The following is an 18,239-nucleotide window of genomic DNA, read 5'->3' on the forward strand; positions in this document are numbered from 1 at the left end:
GGAGAAATTTCAAAGGAGTGCCAGATGCCTCTGGATCAGGGCTTTCTTTATGGTTATGGGGTGTTTGAAACCATCAACATAGCTCAGGGGAAACTGATTTTCTTTGCGGATCACATGGAACGATTGAAGCAAAGTGCCCTGGTGATGGGACTTAATCTGACCAGCCATCCGGATCAGATCCAGAGCGACTGTCAGAAGATCATCAAAAAAAATGAGATCAAGCGGGGCGGCCTGCGGGTTACCCTTAGCAAGGGGCTAAAAGTGGATAACCTGTTGATCACGGCTCGGGAAAATCATTACGACCGCCAGATGTTTGAGCAGGGTGTGAAAATTTGCACCAATAATGCGGTGCGCAATGAAAAATCCCGGCTGGTGACGATCAAGTCCAACAATTATCTGGAGAATCTGCTGATTTTAAATGAGGCCAAGGCTCGCGGTTTTTCCGAAGCGATTTTTTATAACACCCAGGGCTACCTGGCCGAAGGCTGCATGACCAATCTCTTTTTGATCAAAAACGGAACCGTCTACACCCCGGCAAGAGATTGCGGGCTGCTGGCCGGAATTGTCAGAAACCGGGTGATCCAGCTGCTAAAAGCTAATCACATCGCGATCGAAGAAGGCCATTATACCAGCGATCAATTGCTGGCTGCCGACGAGGTCTTTATCACCAATTCGCTGATGGAAATCATGCCGGTGAATCAGGTCGATGAAGGGCGCTATGGGATCGGCCCCGAAACGCTGACCGCTCGGATCGAGGCGCTATTTCAACAAACCTGGGGCCTGAAATAAAAACCTGAATTAAAAGAATTAAGAATAACCGAAAATTCAAACAATCAGCCTTGCCATGGAGACAAAAATCCGTGGCAGGGCTTTTTGTGAGTCGCCAAAAGCTTAATAATTTAAAACAGGCTTTGTCAGTAAACGGCAAACTGTGTTAGAATAATCTTAATTAAAAGAAGAACGAGGAGATATAATGAGTACACAAATGGATCGAGAAAAAGCATTGGCATTGTTGAAGGAATATAATGAAAGTGAATCCCTGGTCAATCATGGCCTGGCGGTTTCTGGCGTGATGGAGCATTTTGCCAAACTGGAAGGGGAAGACCCGGACTACTGGGGCATTGTCGGGCTGCTGCACGATCTGGATTATGAAAAATACCCGGATCAACACTGCGTTAAGGTGGTCGAAATACTGGAAGCCAACGATTATGAGAAAGCCTTTATTAACAGCGTTGTCAGTCATGGCTTTGGTCTCTGCGCGGATGTCGAGCCTACCCATCAGATGGAAAAAATTCTCTATGCCACTGATGAACTGGCCGGGTTGATCACTGCCTGCGCCTATATGCGGCCCTCCAAAAGCGTCAACGATCTGGAGCTGAAATCGGTGAAAAAGAAATTCAAAACCGCCAGTTTTGCCGCAGGGGTCAATCGTGAGGTTGTTACCAAAGGGGCGGAGATGGCTGGTTATTCGCTGGATGAGCTGATGCAGGAAACGATTTTGGGAATGCGGGCCGTTGCCGATGACATCGGGCTGGGAAGTAATGAAGCTTAATCTCCCGGTTCCGGTAGAAAAGGCCTTTAAACAACTGGAAAGCTGTGGATTCTGTGGATATCTGGTGGGCGGCTGTGTCCGGGATTATCTACTTGCTACCCCGCCAACAGACTTTGATATGACCACCGACGCCACCCCGGCGGAAATTCTCGATTGTTTCGCCGACTATCGGGTCGTTGAAACCGGCATCCGCCACGGCACCGTGACCGTCATTCTTGATGGGATGGCGATCGAAATAACGACGCACCGGATCGAAGGTGGTTATTCGGACCGCCGTCATCCGGATGCGGTGAAGTTCACCAGAAACCTGTCAGATGACCTGGCCAGGCGGGATTTTACCATCAATGCGATGGCCTACCATCCGCAAAAAGGTCTGATTGATTGCTTTGGCGGAGCAGCTGATCTCAAAAAAGAGATCATCCGTGGGGTCGGTAATCCGCACAAACGAATGGCCGAGGATGCCCTGCGAATGCTTCGGGGTCTGCGTTTTGCCGCCGTTTTGGGCTTTGCTCTAGAAGCGGAAACTCGCACGGCGATCCGGCAGAATTGTGGACAACTTCGCCACATTTCAGCGGAGCGGATTGCCGCCGAACTAAGTAAACTGATCTGTGGAAAAAACGCCAAAGCGATCATCCTGGCCGAAACGGCGGTGCTGGGGGTGGTGATCCCTGAGCTGCTGCCGGCAAAAAACTTTGATCAGATGAATCCCCATCACTGCTATGATGTGTTGACTCATACGGCAGTGGCGATGGAAACCCTGGCCCCAGTGCCAAGGCTGCGGTGGACGATGCTTTTTCACGACCTGGGGAAACCCCAGACCTTTAGCGTAGATGATGCCGGCGTGGGTCATTTTAAAGGCCACAGCAAGTTATCGGAAGCGATGGCCCGGGAGCGCCTAACCGCCTTGCGGATCAGTAAAAATACCGTTGATCAGATCTGTCTGCTGGTAAAATACCACGATACCCTGATCGATGAAGATAAAACCAGCATCAAGCGCTGGCTGAACCGCCTGTCAGAGCCGCTATTTCGTGATCTGATTGCGATTAAGCGGGGCGATAACCTGGCTCAGGCGCCTGAGTATCATAGCCGGTTGGCGTCACTGCAAAGACTGGAAGCGTTGCTGGATCAGGTGATCGCCGAAAAGGCCTGCTTTTCGCTGAAAGATCTGGCCATCAACGGTAACGATCTAATTGGCCTGGGGATAGAAAACGGGGTCGAAATTGGCCGGATTCTCAAGTTGCTGCTGGAAGGCGTCATCGAGGAAGCCTATCAAAACGAAAAAGATAGTTTAATTGAAAAAGCAAAGGAGATGCGAATATGTTAATTGACAGCCATGCCCATATCGACGATCAAAAATTTAACGAGGACCGCGAAGCGGTACTGGAAAACGCCCGGGCTGCCGGGGTAGAGCTGATAATCAATCCCGGCGCTGATGAGGACTCCAGCTTCCGAGCCGTGGCAATGAGTGAAAAATACCCGATGGTTTATGCCACTGTAGGGATTCATCCCCATGATGCCAAAGATTACGTTGCCCAAAAACACGATGCGTTGTTAACGGAATGGGCAAAAAAAGAAAAGGTAGTGGCGATCGGCGAAATCGGTCTGGATTATCACTATGACTATTCCCCCCGGGATGTGCAGCAGGAGGTGTTTATCCGCCAGCTGATCATTGCTAAAGCGGTGGCGCTGCCAATTGTGATCCATAATCGGGAATCGATGGAAGATATGGTTCGGATCTTAAAAGAATACTTCGCGCCGGAATACGGCGGAATCATGCACAGCTACAGCGGTTCGGTGGAAATGGCTAAAGTTTTTCTGGACATGGGCTTTCATCTGTCGATTTCCGGGCCGCTGACCTTCAGCAATGCCCGGAAACTGCCGGAAGTCGTCGCAATGATGCCGTTAGACCGCTTGCTGATCGAAACGGACAGTCCTTATCTGACGCCCACCCCCCATCGGGGCAAACGCAACGAGCCGGCCTATGTGCGTTTCGTGGCCGCCGAAATTGCCCGGATCCGCGGGATCACAATAGAAGAGGTGGCGGAGATTACGACTGCGAATGCCAAAAGAGTATTTGGCATCGGTGAAAAGACAAAGGAAATATAAAAACAATAAAAAATGCAAATCAACCGTTCATTTTCCTTGACAAACGAGATTAATTTAGATAGAATGTTTAGCGTACCTTCGGGACAGAAAATGAATAAAGGGGTATAGCCAAGCGGTAAGGCAATGGACTCTGACTCCATCATTCGCAGGTTCAAATCCTGCTACCTCTGCCAAAATGAAATTTAACCTGCTCTTTAAGCTTACTTAAAAAGCAGGTTTTGTCATATCCGTTTGGATGATAAGATCAATCATCATGGAGTAAAAAAGGGGAGTTAATTATGTCGGATCAAAAAATCAGTGTTTTTGATATTTATGAATACCTGCCTCAAACTAGCTGCAAGAACTGCGGTGAAAATAACTGTATGGCCTTTGCTGAAAAATTATTGCAGCGAAAAAAAAGCATCGGTGGATGCTCAGCTCTTAGAATAGCAATCAATGAAGAAAACCGCCAGGAAATTCAGAAATTAATTGATGAAAATAGGGATTAAAGAGCAGGTAGACAATAAGCATTGTTTGCCTGCTCTTATCTTTTTTATAGTATAATGTAATCAAACGGACAAAAAGGCAAACTTGTTACAATGATGGAATGGCAAAGCCCGGAACAGTCTATAAATGGAGCGCAAAATGGAAATCATAAAAACCCGAATTTTTATCGCCGATGTTTGCAAATTGAATGAGCCCTGCCGCTTAGCCGCAGCAATGCAAGAGGTATCGCAAGCGCGACGGGAAAAAGCCGCACGGCTTAAAACAGCAGGAGCGAAAGCTCTGTCAGTGGGAGCTGAAATGCTGCTTCAACAAGCGGTGGAGCGCATCCACGGCATCAGTGGATCACTGAGGATGACACAAGGAGAAGATGGCAAGCCGATATTGTCAGATTATCCAGACATTCATTTTAATCTGTCTCATTCGGGCCATTATGTGGTCTGTAGTCTCGGATCCCAGCCAGTGGGGGTGGATATTCAAAAAATGGAGCTTCCGAATTTAAAACTGGCCCGGCGTTTTTTTGCCCAGTCAGAGGCTGACTGGCTCTTCTCACTATCGGCCGAAAATCAGACCCAGGGTTTTTATGATCTCTGGGCGCTTAAAGAAGCCTATATGAAGTACACTGGCAAGGGTTTTAATCTGCCAATGCATGCATTTCGGGTAGATTGTCAAAATGAACGGCCAATCAATCCGGGGACTGCCATCGTAGCAGATGAAAAAAAAATCCCGGTGGTGATTAAAAATTTCCCCGATCTGGAAAACTATGTTTTATGGAGTGTCACCGATACGATTGATTTTCAGGAGAAAATAGAATGGATCGGGTTATAGGAGGTAAGTATTGGAATCGACAACGAGTCAAAAGGAAAAACTGTTAACTGTGTTTATAACTTTTTTTAAAATCGGCCTGTTCACCTTTGGCGGCGGCTATGCGATGATCCCGCTGATTGAATATGAAACCGTGGAACGGCATCACTGGATTGAAAGCAAGGATATTTTAGATATCTTTGCCATTGCCGAAGCGACCCCCGGAGTTATTGCCATCAATACGGCGACCTTTGTGGGATATAGGGTAGCGGGATTTTGGGGCTCACTGATGGCAACTCTGGGGGTGGTGATCCCCTCCTTTACGATTATCAGTTTGATTGCCCTGTTTTTTGAGGAATTTCAGAGCCTGGAGTGGGTCGGTTATGCTTTTAAAGGAGTGCGGGCTGGGGTGATTGTTTTAATCCTGGGAGCGGTGGTTAAAATGGGCAAAAAGGGAGAATACACGCCACTGACGGTATTGATTTTAATCCTGGCCTTTGGGCTGGCTTCATTTACCGATATCAATGTCATTTATCTGTTGCTGGGCGGCGCGGTGACGGGGCTTTTTTATCAGCTCTGGCTGAATCGGAAAATTTCGAATGGGAAAAAAACCGGGGAGGATAAATAATGTATCTGGATCTATTTATCACTTTTTTTAAAATTGGCTTATTCACCATCGGCGGTGGCTACGCCATGATTCCGCTGATCCAGCAGGAAGTAGTGGCTCATGGCTGGCTGACCTTATTGGAACTGACTGATTTTATTGCGGTGGCTGAGTCCACTCCCGGGCCATTTGCGGTGAATATTGCCACCTTTGTCGGCATGGAGATGGGTGGACTCCCGGGAGCGTTGGTGACAACCGCTGCCGTGGTGCTGCCTTCGTTTATCATTATCCTCTTCATTGCCAAAGCGTTTACCAATTTTCAGCAGAATAAATGGGTTCAGGGCGCTCTTTATGGCATGCGGCCGGTGGTGATTGGTCTGATTGCCTCGGCGGTGGTATTGCTGATGTCGACCGGGTTTATTGGCGAGGGGGTCAAAATCCACTCGGTGGGTGATTTTTTTGCCAGCCTCCAATATCTGGAAATCATTATTTTTATAATTGGCAGCTTTGTCTATTTCCGGTTTAAATTGCATCCGATCAAGTTAATTCTAATTTCAGCTGGTTTAGGGATGTTGTTTTTTGGCGTATTGCCGATGTTTTATTAATTGATAGGATCTATTTTTCAATAGATCTTATTTTTTTTATTTTTGAGAGAGATGTAAAACGCAAAGACTTCTTTTTAGGAATCAACTTAAATAATAATTAAGTCGGTGGTCTCGTCACATGATCATCACAAAAGGATGATAAACTAATAAAAATTGACATAAAGATGTCATGATTATCTGCTATGATAAGAAAAAAGGAGGAATTGAAATGACCGTTATTATTAATGTTTTAACTGCCTGGTTAAGCGTTATATTTGTCGTTTTACTAACAATCATCTACTTATTAAGAATCGTCAATAAAGGCAAAAGAAAAAATATATTCATTGCCAAGATTAACCGAAATCTGAGAAATTCACATAAAACAATGGGAATTGCTTTTGTGATTACTGCTTGTATCCATGGGTTCTTTTCATCGGGAGCCATTCTGTCATTCAATTATGGAACCCTGAGCATGGTAATAGGGGTGCTATTAGGATTAACTTATATGCTCAGAAAATTATTGCCCGGAAAGTGTACCTGGATCAAGCCGCATCGCTGGTTAACCGTGGTGCTGATTGTATTTCTGGGGATTCATCTTTGGGAAGTTGGCGGAATCATGGGACCAGAAGTTTTTTTTAACAGTTCATTAAAAGAAGTGGAGACTTCAGTGGCAAAATTGTATGGTACCCAAACGGCAGCGGCAACAACAGTGAATGATCAAAGCGATCCGGTAACGGCTGAAAACTCCAGCACCGCCGGGGCTGAAAGCAAACCAGCAACAACCACAGATTCGACAGTGAACGATACGGTGGTTGCCAAAGCCAATCTGTTTTTGGGAAGCGTCGATTTGAAGGACGGCACCTATACCGGTGTGGCTGAAGGTTACGGACCGGAACTGACGGTCAGTGTAACAGTGGCCGGAAATGTGATTACCGATGTATTAGTGGTCTCACACAACGAAAAAAATGTAAAATATTATGGCAAGGCCATCGATGCGGTGCCGGCAGCCATTATCGCTGCACAGACGCCGTTGGTTGACACGATTTCGGGAGCAACCTATACATCAAACGGAATCATGCAGGCAGTCATCAATGCCTTGGCACCAGCGGTGATTTCCGGAACGCTGCCCAGCCTGTAAAATTTCCGGTAGCTTTATTAAATTAGTGCCTTAACAAATGTGTAAATCAGGATATCATTCTTCATACAATTGAAGTATTTTCAATTATGTTACTGAATAATTGGACGCTCATACTCTAAATTTGCCTGTGAAGTCAAATTTGAAGGGTTGGGTGTCTTTTTTTATGAAAAAAAAACTTCTTCAATATTTATGAAAAAAAGGGGTAATAATATCTAAGAAGTAAAAATAGATAATAGAACGGAGAAAGAGGCGATCATTGTGAAAGATAAGATTTTTGGTGTTTTACAGCGGGTGGGACGTTCTTTTATGTTGCCCATTGCTTTGTTGCCAGTGGCCGGTCTGCTTTTGGGGATTGGTGGCTCATTTACCAATGAAACGATGCTGAAATCCTACAATCTGATGGGGGTTATGGGTCCGGGAACCATTGCAAATGACATCCTCAGTATCATGCTTGCCGCCGGTAATATTATCTTTGCCAATCTGCCCATTATTTTTGCCATGGGTGTAGCCATTGGGATGGCTAAACAAGAAAAGGCAGTAGCCGCACTGGCTGGCGTTATTGGTTTTTTGGTCATGCATGCGGTCATCGCTGCGCTTATTACAATTACCGGAACCTATACGCCGGAAACCTTGCAAACCGTCAATGATCTGGGGAAGATGGCGGCCGAGAACAGCGGCAGTGCGTTTGTCCCGATCATAGCGAACAGAATGTTGCCAAGTGGTTCAATTTCTGACATTGTGGGAATTACATCGCTGCAAATGGGTGTGTTTGGGGGGATTCTGGTTGGGCTGGTAACATCGGCGCTGCATAACCGGTTTTATAAGGTCGAGTTTCCACCAGTGGTATCATTTTTCGGCGGCACCCGATTTGTCCCCATTATTACTGCCCTGGTCTTTTTATTTATTGGCGGACTCATGTTCTTTTTATGGCCATTTATTCAAAACGGTATTTATGCCATCGGCGGTTTGGTTATTGCCTCGGGGTATTTTGGCACCTTCATTTATGGATTTATCGAACGGGCATTAATTCCCTTTGGCTTGCATCATGTTTTTTATCTTCCTTTCTGGCAAACCGGACTGGGAGGATCAATGGTCGTCGATGGCGTTTTGGTTGAAGGGGCTCAAAACATCTTCTTTGCACAATTGGCAAGCCCAGATGTCACCCATTTTTCAGTGGAAGCCACGCGTTTTATGTCGGGTAAATTCCCGTTTATGATTTTTGGCTTACCAGGAGCGGCATTGGCCATGTATAAATGTGCCAAAACCAATAAACAGAAAGCGGTTGGGGGTTTATTGATATCGGCGGCGCTAACGGCCATGATCACGGGAATCACCGAACCGATTGAATTTACATTCTTATTTGTCGCCCCATTTTTATATGTCATCCATTGTGTCCTTGCCGGCTTGTCCTATATGTTTATGCATATGCTGAATGTCGGGGTTGGAATGACCTTTTCAGGTGGGATTATTGACCTCACCCTATTTGGTATTCTCCAGGGAAACGCCAAGACCAACTGGATCTATATTGTCATTGTCGGGGTCGGTTACTTTATTCTCTATTACTTTTTATTTAAGATTTTGATTAATAAATTTAATCTCAAAACCCCAGGTCAGGAGGAAGAGGACGAAGAAACAAAACTTTATACCCGGGCAGATTATGACAAAGAAAAAAATAAAGGCAAGAATCAGCGAGTGGAATCCAGTGATCCCGGATCGGCAATGATTGTTGACGGGTTAGGTGGGAAGATGAACATCAGTGATCTGGATTCATGCGCAACCCGGCTTCGAGTAACAGTACTGGATGGCGAAAAGGTTGATGAAAAAATCCTTAAGCTTTCTGGAGCTATGGGGGTTATCCAACAAGGAAATGGGGTTCAGGTTATTTTCGGGCCTAAGGTTACCGTGATTAAATCCAAATTGGATGAATATCTGGAAAGTCCCGAAAGTGATCAGGAAACCGTGATCCCGATGGTTGATAAATTACCTGACAAAGAGGAAATAACTGAAACGAAAGACGAAAATACCAAAACTCGGGAAATTTTTGCCGCACCCATTGATGGTGATTTGCAGAGCATTACCGCAGCACCGGATGAGGGCTTCAGCAGCAAAATGGTGGGGGATGGGATTGTGATATTCCCGACTGGTGATACCATCTATGCTCCCTGTGATGCCGATGTTACGCTAGTTTTCCCAACCAAACATGCGATCGGACTGACCAGTCAGAGTGGCACAGAAATACTTATCCATGTCGGGATTGATACGGTTAAACTGGAAGGAAAGGGATTTGATGTTTTTGTTAAAACCGGAGACAAGGTCAAAAAAGGAGATCTGTTAATGAAGGTGGATATGGAATATCTGGCGGATCATGCCCCTTCAACGGCCATCCCGATTGTCGTGACTAATTTAGATGAGGATCAAAAGATCATCCTGATCAAGACGGGTGCCATTAACAGCAATGAAGAGGCATTTGCCATTGAATCATGAAACGGCAGCAGTCAGATCAATGAGTGCCGTCAAATTTGTTCGAAACATTGGACAGGGTACCGCCAAATAAATGTGTCAGCCCGCATGTTGCCGTTAGGCCAAAAGCCAGCATACGCTAGGCATTTGGTATGACATAACATGACTTATATCATACAGGAGGAAGAAAGATGAAATTTGAATTAAGAGATTGGAAACTGGATGATGCGGAAAATATTGTGCGTTATGCCAATAACCCCAAGGTTGCCTGCTTTTTGAGAAATGCTTTTCCATCACCTTACACCTTGGACGATGCCCATTTTTTTATTGACCAGTGTATGCACAGAGATCAGACAAAACAATCGATCAAAGCCATTGTCGTTGACAATGAGGCCATTGGTTCGGTGGGATTGATGCTACAGGACGATGTCAGTTGTAAGACGGCCGAGTTGGGATACTGGCTGGGCGAACCATTCTGGGGAAAAGGGATTATGACCAAAGCGATTATTCAAACCTGTGAGTACGGATTCGCTAATTTTGATATTTTCAGAATTTATGCCCGACCCTTTGTGGATAATATTGGCTCTCGAACGGCTCTGGAAAATGCTGGATTCCAGTTGGAAGGAATCTGCAAGAAAGCCATTTATAAAAATGGCAAGATCACCGATTATTGTATGTATGCCTTGATTAAATGAAAGTGAATTAAGTGAAATAGAATAATGAAAAAGAAAAAAGATGCTGGATGATATAAAAATCATGCAGCATCTTTTTGATATTACATCATCCCGATCGCTTCCATCGGGCAGGCTTTAGCGCAACGAGTACAGCCGGTACAGCGATAGTATTCATCAAGCACGGGGTAGGCTTTTTGGTAGCGGTCGATATTGGTTTTGCGTAAAACGATGCAGCTTAATGGGCAATCGCCCGAGCAGATACCGCAAGCCATGCAGAGCTCATAATCGATGACGGGTTTTTTCTTATCAGCCATGGGTAAAGCCCTCCATTTCCAGATCGCAGAAGCCCAGATCCTCAAGGGCGGTTTTGGTGGGGATTCCGGTTTTTTTATCCCAGCCCATAAACTGGTAGTGAACACTCATCATTTCATCCATATTAAAATGTTTCCCTTTAAGGGGGCCTTCTTTTAAGGGCGGGTTCCCGCTGAGACGTTCATTCATTTTAAAATCCCGAGGGTTGATCCCTTCCCGGACATTAAAGGCCTGGCGCAGGGTTTGCATCCGCAGACCAATGGTCATGTATTCGTTGGGAGTTTTCTGCCAGCCGGTGGCGGCGTTGAGATAATCAAAAATCTTAAAGTGATTCAGTCCGCTGACGAGGGCAAAAAAACAGCCGCCGGAGCCATCAAGAATCTGTTTGATACAAGCATTGATCATGGATTTTAGGCCGACCTGATTGGTCGCTTCGTATTCGTTGCTTTTATCTTCCCCCAGTTTTACCTTGGGAGCCCAGGTCACATCCTCCCAAATCCGCATATAGGTGTAATAACTGCCGGCGCCGATGGTGTGGCGGCCGGGGGTAGGATCGCAGGAATAGTGGATGCCGAGGATCGGATCCAGACGGGGGTCATGCATGCCCGGTTCTTGTCCGCCGGCGTGGATCGCTAGAGGCGCGGATTCAATGCCCAGGATGGCGCTGGCTATTTTAACGCCATTCTGCAGAATGGCACCAAAGCCGACCCCGGCAATCATTTGTTCGACCAGGGTGATGATCGCTTCGGCATTGCCCCAGGAGAGATCCAGTCCGCCGGTGACTTCCTGGCTTAACCAACCTTTTTCGTAACACTCCATGGCAAAGGCGATGGTATTTCCCGCTGAAATACTGTCCATCCCACCGCGGTTGAGGAGTTCATTGATCATAAAAATAGAGTCGCGATCTTTATTCAAAAGCAGTGCCCCAAAAGCGGCGACGGTTTCGTATTCCGGTTTGTGGGTGTGTGGAAAACGGCCATTAGTTAGTTTGTCAATATCACACAATCCACCGCAGCCAATCACGCAGGAATAACAGTGATACTTTTGGGTTTCATGCTTTTGGATCCGGTCGGGATTCATGTGACGATACTTGCGATAGGGAAAATCCGCTACCGAACCCTTCCAGTTTTTGACCGGAGTGTCGCCCATGGTCATACCCATCGTATTGGTAAAGCCAGTGCCCCATTTTTTCATAATGGCAGTGGATAACATACCGTCAATGGGAATGGCTTTATCGGTAGCGACCATCGATTTTCCCATCATCGGCAGCATCGCTCCAGTGGCCAGCGGGGGAAGATTTGAAGTCTTAACCTTTTTTGCATAGTCCTGGCTGATAGCTTTGATGGCCTGAGGATCTTGGGAACGGATCATTTTTGAACCGGCCAGAACCACGGCCTTCAGTTTTTTTGACCCCATCACAGTGCCGACTCCTGATCGCGCCGCCATCCGGCCGCCATCGTTGGAAATGCCAGCGATCAGCGATTGGTGCTCGCCGGCCGGGCCGATGGTGGCAATGGACAGTTTTTTATTAGCGGTGATTTTCTGATTGATGGCGGCTTCGGTTTCCACCGTGTCCAGTCCCCAGAGATCAGTGGCATCGATAAGTTGAGGGCCGGTATTATCGATAAAGAGCATTTTGGGTGTTGGCGCCTGACCCTTAAAAAAGATGCCGTCATAACCGCTTTGCTTGATTGCCGGAGAAAAGGTGCCGCCGCAATTGGCGTCGCCAAAGCCGCCGGTGAGAGGCGATTTGCAGACGGCCAGCCAGCGTCCGGTCATAAAACTGCCGGTACCGGTGAGGAGCCCACTGACAAAGCCGAGGATATTATCCGGCCCCAAGGGATCGGCTCCCTGGGGAAGATATTTATATAGGATATAGGCACCCAGGCCCACTCCAGAAAGAAAATGTTCATAAATCATGTCGGGGATTTCGATTTCGCAAAAAGTGGCATCCGAAAGATCCACCATCAGTATTTTTCCGCAATAACCTTTCAAAAAATTACCTCTCATCCTCCAGCAAGGGGGAGCATAAAACTGATCACATCTCCGTCTTTTAACTGGGTATTTAATTTCACCCGCTGGTAGTTCACCTGGCAGATCACCAGCGGCTGTAAAACTCGGGGGATTTTCAGCCGTCGGTAAATGGTGGACAGCCGGGCTCCGGGTGGCAGTACCATCATGCCATCTTCATCCAGAGCGGTGAGGCTGGCAAAGGGTGGGGGATAGACTTGAACCTTCATTAAGTCTCGGGAGTCGTTTCTGGACAAAGCTTTGTCAGAATCTCACAGCATTCCTGATAATGCATAATTCGGGGTACTGGGTAGGTGGGGTTTCCTTCTTTGAGGATCCGTTTGGCCAGTTCAGGAATATCCTGTTCCTTCAGGGCGTAAATGGTGGTAGGAATGCCCATGTTGACATTCATCGATTTTATTTTTTCGATCAACAGCTCTGCCAGGGTTTCATCGTCATTCATGGCTTCTCCCAGCCCGGCAAAAAAAGCCAATTCAGCCAGTTTTTTCGTGGCCGCTTTTTTTGAAAATTCGAGAATATAAGGCAGGATAATGGCATTGGCTAAACCGTGGGGAACTCCGTAAAAACCACCCATGGCATGGGCAATGGCATGGACATAACCAACATAGGCCCGGGTGAAGGCCAACCCGCCGTCAAAAGAGGCCTGCGCCATTTTCAGCCGGAGCTCAAGATCCTGGCCGTTATGATAGGTATCTTCGAGGTTATTGATAATAATTTCGGTAGCATTCAGAGCTTTTTCTTTGACAAAAGCGGTATCGTATTTTCCGATATAGGCTTCCACCGCATGGGTCAGGGCATCCATGCCGGTGGTGGCAGTCAGGGAAGGCGGTAGTCCTGCTGTGAGTTCCGGATCGAAAACAGTGGCCAGGGGCACCAGTTTGGGATCATTAATGGCAAATTTTTGATGGTTTTTAACGTCGGTGATCACGGCACAGATCGTTGCCTCAGAACCGGTTCCGGAAGTGGTGGGGATGGCGAAAAAGGGCGGTAGACGGCGGGTCAGTTTAAAAAGTCCCCGCATTTTTTCGATGCTTTTGCGATTAGTGACTTTGGCTGCAATGATTTTTGCACAGTCGATCGGAGAGCCGCCGCCAAAGGCCACCACGCCCTGGCAGTTGGTACTGTAATACATGGCCAGACCGTCTTCGACATTTTCAAAGGTGGGGTTGGGCTGAACCTTGTCAAAAATAACGGCATCGATGCCGTTGGTTTCCAGGGCGCATAAAAAAGAATCCAGCAAACCGAGTGAATAAAGGGGCTTGTCGGTGACAACCAGAACTTTGGTTACTCCGGAAATCTTGATGACTTCCGGAAAACGCCGAACCATGCCAGGTCCCTGAAGAACTGGGGGAATGGGCAGGGGCAGCACCTGGGCGACTTGCTTCATCACTAACTGGGAACTGCGGTAAGGAACGTCTTGAAAAATATTAAGTACTCTTTGCATCAGGTAACCTCCATTTTGTTACGGTAGCATTGGATTAAATTGTTTATCGGATCAGGGTTGCTTAGGACAATCATGATCAAGGGGTATTCAACGGATTATGACGCCCCAGATCGGCGTGATGATATGAATCTTCGTCACCCAGCTGATGGCGTAAAAGCTCCAGATCCTCATGAACTCGGATCAGGGTAAGACCAGCATAGGCATCGCCGTTGTGGGTTAACTGGTAGCAACCCAATTCGGCTTTGTGAAGCCAGGAAAGAGCCAGCAATAAATCTTGGGAAACGCCTTGGCCGAGCAGCAAGCAGTGGCCGATGCGGTAAGCAATGTTTGGATACTCCGGGCTACTTTCATCAATAGCCTGCTCGGCCTCGTTGAACCAAAAAAAAGCAATCGCCGGGTCTTTTGCCACAAAGTGGCCATTATAGTGCATATCACCAAGCTTATACATGCCATTGTGATGACCCATTTGGGCGGCTCTGGCAAAATAAGAATAGGCCGTCTCATAATCGATGGGGATATCCCGGCCATAATAATGGCAGTAACCCAGATAATTGATGGCCAGCAGATTGTTTTGTGCCGCAGCTTTTTCAAACCAGCGTTTAGCCTGCTTGAAATCCTGGGGCAGATTAACCCCTTCATAGTACAGACAGCCCAGAGTTGCCATGGCGTGGCTATTGCCCTGTTCGGCCAAGCGGCAATAACAGTCTTTAACCAGCGCAAATACTTCTGGAGATAGATCCTGTTTGTTGGTTTTAAAATAATAGTAATCAGCCAATTCCAGCATGGCATTTTGATCGCCATTCCGGGCGAGAAAGTGCAATAAGTCAAGTTTATTATCGTTCATGAATCATCCTTTTGCATAAATGTTTTATTCATTATATCACAACTGAAAACAAAGAAATTAAAAGGCTGAATTTTAAGTTTTTATAAAGATTCTGGTGAGAACTTTAGTGAAAAATTCTCCGATGATAGCCTAGGCCGGAAGCAGATTAAATATAACTGTTGATTAAAGCCTGGATATCGCTTAAGGGAACGTGTTTATCGATCAGGGGAACGGTATCAAACAGTTCCGGCCGTTTTTCGGCGTAGGTTGGTGCCTGTTCCTGATAGAGGATGCCGATCGGGATGGTGTCGCCGAATGCCATGGCTTTTTCAATGGCGGCCAGTTTATTGGTGGGATCATAGGCATCATCCAGGGGTTTAACCCGCTGTTTGTAATAGGCAAAAGTGTTAGTTTTGTTAAAGCTGACGCAGGGCTGAAGGATATCCACCAGAGCATAGCCCGGATGCCGGATGGCGGCAGTCATGATCTGGGCCAGATGAGTTTTGTCACCGGAAAAGGAACGAGCCACGAAGGTGGCACCGGCGGCAATGGCAATCAGCAGCGGATTAAAAGCAGCGCCCATATTGCAGGTGCTGGTTTTATGGGCCAGGTCGCAGGGATCAGAGGTGGGCGAGGGTTGACCCTTGGTCAGGCCATAGATCTGGTTGTCGTGGACAAAATGGGTGATATCCACATTACGACGGATATTGTGGAGAAAGTGATTCCCCCCTTCCCCATAGGAATCGCCATCGCCGGTATTGACAATCACCGTCAGGTCATCGTTGGCAATTTTAATGGCAACTGCGGCTGGTAGGGAACGGCCATGGAGACCGCTGAAGCCGTTGGCGGTGAGATACTGGTTCGTTTTAGCGGCCTGACCAATGCCACCGACCAGGACAACCTGATGGGGAGGCGTTTCCAGCTGGTTCAGAACTTCGGTGAGGGTTTCAAGAATGGAGAAATTACCGCAGCCAGGGCACCAGGCCGTTTCATAGGTGGTGAATGCTGGTTTGTTCATATTAGAAACCTCCTTTAAGATTTTTGATGCCGGTTAGAATATCATCCACTGATAACTGGCGACCATCATATTTGAGAATGCTGTGTTTACAACAGATCAGGGTTTCCTCCCGGATCAGTGCAGCCAGCTGGCCAGTGGCATTTTGTTCGACATTGATTATATCCACCACCTGATCGGCAAAATGCTGGAGTCGTTCAGTGGGCAGGGGGTAGATATCCCCGAAAATCAGGGCACCGTAATTTTGTTGTTCCTGATTGAGGATGTCAACTGCTTCTTTTATGGCGCCGCTGGTGGAGCCGAAGCCGATCAGTAAGGACTGACAGTGATCAGCGCCCCAGAACTCCGGCTCAAGCAGTTCTGCTTTCAGTCCTTCGAGTTTGTTCATCCGCTTTTCGACCATCTGATTGCGGAGGCTGGCGGATTCAGTAATCTGCCCCCATTCATCATGCTCGTCGCTGTCGACCCGCACCAAGGCTTGGGATTTGCCCGGGATGCTCAGCGGCGAGATGCCGTTTTCGGTGAGGGCGTAGCGTTGATAGGGCTGATCCGGAGTTGTTGCCGGTGGCTCTGGTTCGTTGAAGTGGACAATTTCACTGGCATCAAGAATCGGGATGGTGGTGGTGGAATCAGCCAGATATTGATCACTTAAAAGGATCACCGGGAGCTGGTATTTTTTTGCCAGAGCCAGGCTCCTGGCTGTCTGGTAGAAACAATCAGCATGATCCCGTAGGGCAATGACCATCCGCGGAAATTCCCCCTGAGATGCGGAAATGACAAATTTCAGATCACTTTGTTCAGTCCGGGTAGGAAAGCCGGTGGCTGGTCCGGGGCGTTGGACGTCCACGGTGACCAGCGGAATTTCGGCAATACCGGTAAAGCCCAGGGCTTCCACCATCAGTGAAAAGCCCCCGCCAGAAGTACCGGTCATGGCGGGGGCTCCGGCATACGAAGCTCCAATGGCCATGTTAATGGCGGCAATTTCGTCCTCGGCCTGCTCCACAGCAATGGCCATGGTGCGGCTGTGGGCGTTAAAAAAGTCCAACAGGCTGGTTGATGGGGACATCGGATAGGCTGAATAAAAACGTAGGCCGGCAGCAACGGCCCCTAAGCCAATGGCAGTATTTCCTGATACCAGCAGGTGTTCGGAAGTTTGAGTAAGGGGAAAGTCGTAATTTGAGTCCACTAAATCGTAGCCCATTTTGAGGGCCGATATGTTGATCTCGGCTAGGTCAGCCCGGAGATCGGCCTTGATAATATCGGCAGTGTGATCAAGGGGGATATTAAAGAGTTTAAGCAGGGCTCCGGTAGCCACACTGCTGATCACTTTGGAGTTGCCAAGCTTGGTGGCGATCGCTTTAAGTGGCAATTTGATGGCCCGGAAATCGTCAATTGACAATGACTCATCACACAAAATAAAACCATCATAAGAAAGCTGGGGCTGGTGCTCTTGATAGGTTGTTTCATCGATGGCAAAAATACCATCCAGGGTATCCCGATGGGCGTGAAGGGGTTGATTACCAAATCGTATTTGGGTAAAATTATGGCCACCTCGAACCCGGGACATAAAATCACGGATTGTAAAAAGATGACAACCCGATTGTTTCAGCATTTTTTCTAGAAGACCGGACATTGTTTCAATACCGTCTCCGGCGGCTCCGCCTAAAAGTAGGTTATACAAAGTGTACCCTCCAATCAAATATAATAGCCAATGACAAACATGGCTTAGTTAATATTTACCCAAATTATTGCAATTCTCATCTTTCTTAAAGAAATTATTTTTTCTTGTCAATTATAAATTAATAAGCTATAATAACTAGGTCGTGCTAGACGGAGAGTTAGCGGTGCTTTGTAACCTGCAATCCGCTGTAGCAGGGTTGAATTCCCCATCGAGGCGCCAAGGTTTGAGGTCAGCCAGAGGAAAGTGGCGTTGAGAGTTGGACCCTTCGCAATAGAAACTTATGAACCCCGTCAGGTCAGGAATGAAGCAGCGGTAAGTAAGACCTTCTATGTGCCGGAGGATCATCTGATTTGAGCTAACTGCCTGTGTAACGCTTGGAAGTTGGTAGTCGAAATGGGGTGCACGACAAAAAAAGTCTATTTAATGCCAGACGGAGTTTGGCATTAAATAGACTTTTTGCATTGGTGTAAAATTATGATACTTAATGGTCATCATGGAATAAAAATTAGGGATAACCTATATTTCAAT

18 protein-coding genes, 1 tRNA gene and 1 other RNA gene are annotated in these 18,239 nt (G+C 47.1%); 13 read left to right on the top strand and 7 right to left on the bottom strand.

What is annotated here, in order from left to right; all coding sequences use genetic code 11:
• Positions 1-24: 24 nt before the first annotated feature.
• From Q7J41_RS09485 to Q7J41_RS09540, 12 genes are all read left to right on the top strand, one after another.
• Positions 25-789, top strand: a complete 765-nt coding sequence (locus Q7J41_RS09485; protein WP_304887466.1) for an aminotransferase class IV — start codon at positions 25-27, stop codon at positions 787-789.
• 184 nt (positions 790-973) lie between these two features.
• Positions 974-1,552 carry an HDIG domain-containing metalloprotein gene (locus tag Q7J41_RS09490; RefSeq protein ID WP_304887468.1) on the top strand — a complete coding sequence of 193 codons (579 nt, stop codon included), beginning with the start codon at positions 974-976 and terminating at the stop codon, positions 1,550-1,552.
• The gene (locus Q7J41_RS09495) at positions 1,542-2,876 is read left to right on the top strand and encodes a CCA tRNA nucleotidyltransferase (protein WP_304887470.1); all 1,335 of its coding nucleotides are present in this window, start codon (positions 1,542-1,544) and stop codon (positions 2,874-2,876) included. Before Q7J41_RS09490 ends, Q7J41_RS09495 begins: the two co-directional genes overlap by 11 nt.
• On the top strand, positions 2,870-3,658 hold the full coding sequence (locus Q7J41_RS09500) for a TatD family hydrolase (protein ID WP_304887472.1): 789 nt from the start codon (positions 2,870-2,872) through the stop codon (positions 3,656-3,658). Before Q7J41_RS09495 ends, Q7J41_RS09500 begins: the two co-directional genes overlap by 7 nt.
• A 98-nt stretch (positions 3,659-3,756) precedes the next feature.
• A tRNA-Gln gene (locus tag Q7J41_RS09505) sits at positions 3,757-3,831 on the top strand.
• Positions 3,832-3,936: 105 nt separating this feature from the next.
• Positions 3,937-4,146 (top strand): (Fe-S)-binding protein, encoded by a 210-nt coding sequence (locus Q7J41_RS09510; protein ID WP_304887474.1) that lies wholly within the window; start codon positions 3,937-3,939, stop codon positions 4,144-4,146.
• A gap of 136 nt (positions 4,147-4,282) precedes the next feature.
• Positions 4,283-4,969: a 4'-phosphopantetheinyl transferase superfamily protein gene (locus tag Q7J41_RS09515; protein ID WP_304887475.1), complete on the top strand. Its 687-nt coding sequence runs from the start codon at positions 4,283-4,285 to the stop codon at positions 4,967-4,969.
• A gap of 10 nt (positions 4,970-4,979) precedes the next feature.
• Positions 4,980-5,573, top strand: coding sequence for a chromate transporter (locus Q7J41_RS09520; RefSeq protein WP_304887476.1), 594 nt, complete (start codon positions 4,980-4,982; stop codon positions 5,571-5,573).
• Positions 5,573-6,154, top strand: coding sequence for a chromate transporter (locus tag Q7J41_RS09525; protein WP_370651003.1), 582 nt, complete (start codon positions 5,573-5,575; stop codon positions 6,152-6,154). Before Q7J41_RS09520 ends, Q7J41_RS09525 begins: the two co-directional genes overlap by 1 nt.
• A 208-nt stretch (positions 6,155-6,362) precedes the next feature.
• Positions 6,363-7,271 carry an FMN-binding protein gene (locus tag Q7J41_RS09530; RefSeq protein WP_304887478.1) on the top strand — a complete coding sequence of 303 codons (909 nt, stop codon included), beginning with the start codon at positions 6,363-6,365 and terminating at the stop codon, positions 7,269-7,271.
• Positions 7,272-7,529: 258 nt separating this feature from the next.
• Positions 7,530-9,755: a PTS transporter subunit IIABC gene (locus tag Q7J41_RS09535; RefSeq protein WP_304887480.1), complete on the top strand. Its 2,226-nt coding sequence runs from the start codon at positions 7,530-7,532 to the stop codon at positions 9,753-9,755.
• A gap of 167 nt (positions 9,756-9,922) precedes the next feature.
• On the top strand, positions 9,923-10,426 hold the full coding sequence (locus Q7J41_RS09540) for a GNAT family N-acetyltransferase (RefSeq protein WP_304887481.1): 504 nt from the start codon (positions 9,923-9,925) through the stop codon (positions 10,424-10,426).
• Positions 10,427-10,506: 80 nt separating this feature from the next.
• Here the strand turns inward: Q7J41_RS09540 and Q7J41_RS09545 are convergent, their stop codons facing one another.
• From Q7J41_RS09545 to Q7J41_RS09575, 7 genes are all read right to left on the bottom strand, one after another.
• Positions 10,507-10,719: a 4Fe-4S binding protein gene (locus tag Q7J41_RS09545; protein WP_304887482.1), complete on the bottom strand. Its 213-nt coding sequence runs from the start codon at positions 10,717-10,719 to the stop codon at positions 10,507-10,509.
• Positions 10,712-12,712 carry an aldehyde ferredoxin oxidoreductase family protein gene (locus Q7J41_RS09550; protein WP_304887483.1) on the bottom strand — a complete coding sequence of 667 codons (2,001 nt, stop codon included), beginning with the start codon at positions 12,710-12,712 and terminating at the stop codon, positions 10,712-10,714. The genes Q7J41_RS09545 and Q7J41_RS09550 overlap by 8 nt, the downstream gene beginning before the upstream one ends.
• An 11-nt stretch (positions 12,713-12,723) precedes the next feature.
• Positions 12,724-12,957 (bottom strand): MoaD/ThiS family protein, encoded by a 234-nt coding sequence (locus Q7J41_RS09555; RefSeq protein WP_304887485.1) that lies wholly within the window; start codon positions 12,955-12,957, stop codon positions 12,724-12,726.
• The gene (locus Q7J41_RS09560; RefSeq protein ID WP_304887487.1) at positions 12,957-14,192 is read right to left on the bottom strand and encodes an iron-containing alcohol dehydrogenase; all 1,236 of its coding nucleotides are present in this window, start codon (positions 14,190-14,192) and stop codon (positions 12,957-12,959) included. The genes Q7J41_RS09555 and Q7J41_RS09560 overlap by 1 nt, the downstream gene beginning before the upstream one ends.
• Before the next feature lie 76 nt (positions 14,193-14,268).
• Complete coding sequence (locus tag Q7J41_RS09565; protein ID WP_304887489.1) at positions 14,269-15,036, bottom strand: tetratricopeptide repeat protein; 768 nt, start codon at positions 15,034-15,036, stop codon at positions 14,269-14,271.
• A gap of 145 nt (positions 15,037-15,181) precedes the next feature.
• The gene (locus Q7J41_RS09570; protein ID WP_304887491.1) at positions 15,182-16,033 is read right to left on the bottom strand and encodes a 2-oxoacid:ferredoxin oxidoreductase subunit beta; all 852 of its coding nucleotides are present in this window, start codon (positions 16,031-16,033) and stop codon (positions 15,182-15,184) included.
• A 1-nt stretch (position 16,034) separates the two neighbouring features.
• Positions 16,035-17,711 (bottom strand): 2-oxoacid:acceptor oxidoreductase subunit alpha, encoded by a 1,677-nt coding sequence (locus Q7J41_RS09575; RefSeq protein WP_304887492.1) that lies wholly within the window; start codon positions 17,709-17,711, stop codon positions 16,035-16,037.
• A 140-nt stretch (positions 17,712-17,851) separates the two neighbouring features.
• On the opposite strand from Q7J41_RS09575, the gene ffs reads away from it, so the two are divergent.
• Positions 17,852-18,117, top strand: an RNA gene (ffs, locus tag Q7J41_RS09580) — signal recognition particle sRNA large type.
• The last annotated feature ends 122 nt before the right edge of the window (positions 18,118-18,239 follow it).

Origin of the sequence: Acetobacterium sp., from assembly GCF_030652775.1 — a bacterium.
GTDB lineage: Bacteria > Bacillota > Clostridia > Eubacteriales > Eubacteriaceae > Acetobacterium.